Below are 1,512 nucleotides of genomic sequence, written 5' to 3'. Positions count from 1 at the left end.
TGTCCAGCGACATTCGGAACTGACCCCTCGGCGACATGAGGAACTGACCCCCTATTGGTTTGCGCCTTTCAGGCGTTCGAGGGTTGTGGCGCCGCAGCGGTCTTTTGCAGAAGACCGCTGCGGCGCTTTTCGCGCAGGCGATAACTGTCGCCGCGGATGGTGATGACGTGGCTGTGGTGAAGCAGGCGATCGAGGATGGCCGTGGCGACCACGGCATCGCCGAAGACCTGGCCCCATTCACCCACGGCGCGATTGGAGGTGACCAGCATGGCGCCGCGTTCGTAGCGACGGCTGACGAGCTGGAAGAAGAGATGCGCGGCATCCGGCTCGAAGGGCAGATAGCCCAGTTCGTCGACGATCAGGAGCCTGGGCTTGGCGTAGTGGGAGAGTTTCTCCTCGAGCCGTCCCTCACCATGCGCCTTGGCCAATTGCGCCACCAGCGTCGTCGCCGGCGTGAACAGGACGGTGTAGCCAGCGATGATCGCCTCCCGCCCCAGCGCCACCGCCAGATGCGTCTTGCCGACACCCGGCGGCCCGAGAAGCAGGACCGCCTCGCCGTTGGCGATGAAGCGCCCCGTCGCGATCTCCCGGATCTGTGCCTTGTCGAGCGAGGGCTGGGCGCCGAAGTCGAAGCCCGTGAGATCGCGCACGAAGGGGAAACGGGCAAGGCCGAAGGCCATGTCGATGCGCCGCTGGTCGCGCCGCGCAACCTCCCGCTCGCAGAACATCGTCAGCGCCTCACGGATCGTCAGCTCGCGTCTGCCGGCCTCGTCGATGAGGTTGTCGAGCTGGTCGCGAAGCGCCGTCAGCTTCAGCCGCGACAGGAGCGCCGTCAGGTGATCGTGGCCGTCCATCAGAACGATCCTCCCGCCGCCGCTTCGTATTCCGCCAGCGGCCGCAGCAAGGCCGGGATCATGGGCACCGTGACGGCCGTGATGTCCACCGCGTTCGGCGCCGGGCGGTCCTTGGTGCCAACCAGCCCCGCCAGGTGCGCATCGTCGACGACGCGGCCGTGACGGCCCTTCAGTTCGCCGTGCACCGCCACCTCCCGGCCGCCATGGTGAACACGTACGATCGTATTGCCGACGGTGACGCGGACTTGCTCGCCGATCAGCCGCCACGGCACCGAATAGGCGTTGCCGTCGACCGCGACGGCACAATCGGCGCCGACCCGCCGCATCAGGTCGCGGGCCGTGGTGAACGGCGGCGTGCCGGTCAGAGGGCGCAGAGCTTGCCGTTCATCGCGGGTAAAGCGATCCGCCGGCGACTCTCCGGTCGTGCCGTGAATGCGACGATCGGCGATCTCCCGCGTCCAGGCCTCCAGATGCGCCTCCATCTCGGTAAAACCGGCAAAGCTGCGCCCCGCGATGGCGTTCTTCTTGACGTAGCCGACACCCCGCTCGTCCTTGCCCTTGGTCCGCGCCCGGTACGGCGCGCACGCCCTAACCCGAAAGCCCCAATGCTTGGCGAAGGCATGCAGCCGGGGGTGCAGCACCACCTCGCGGCTCGCCG

The 1,512-nt window shown here is 67.7% G+C and carries 2 protein-coding genes; both read right to left on the bottom strand.

Translation table 11 applies throughout. The features are described from left to right. Window positions 1–68: 68 nt before the first annotated feature. Window positions 69–854: an IS21-like element helper ATPase IstB gene (gene istB / locus MJ956_RS18630; RefSeq protein ID WP_253965916.1), complete on the bottom strand. Its 786-nt coding sequence runs from the start codon at window positions 852–854 to the stop codon at window positions 69–71. Then, window positions 854–1,512: Mu transposase domain-containing protein (locus MJ956_RS18625; RefSeq protein ID WP_423724908.1), on the bottom strand; the 659-nt coding region annotated here is incomplete at its 5' end. The genes istB and MJ956_RS18625, both read right to left, overlap by 1 nt.

It is taken from the genome of Aurantimonas marianensis, from assembly GCF_024195285.1.
Classification (GTDB): domain Bacteria; phylum Pseudomonadota; class Alphaproteobacteria; order Rhizobiales; family Rhizobiaceae; genus Aurantimonas; species Aurantimonas marianensis.
This window is presented reverse-complemented; position numbering and strand designations above follow the sequence as displayed.

Bases quoted from the DNA above. Each gene is read 5' to 3' on its own strand.
- istB (WP_253965916.1), bottom strand. From the start codon at position 854: ATGGACGGCCACGATCACCTGACGGCGCTCCTGTCGCGGCTGAAGCTG.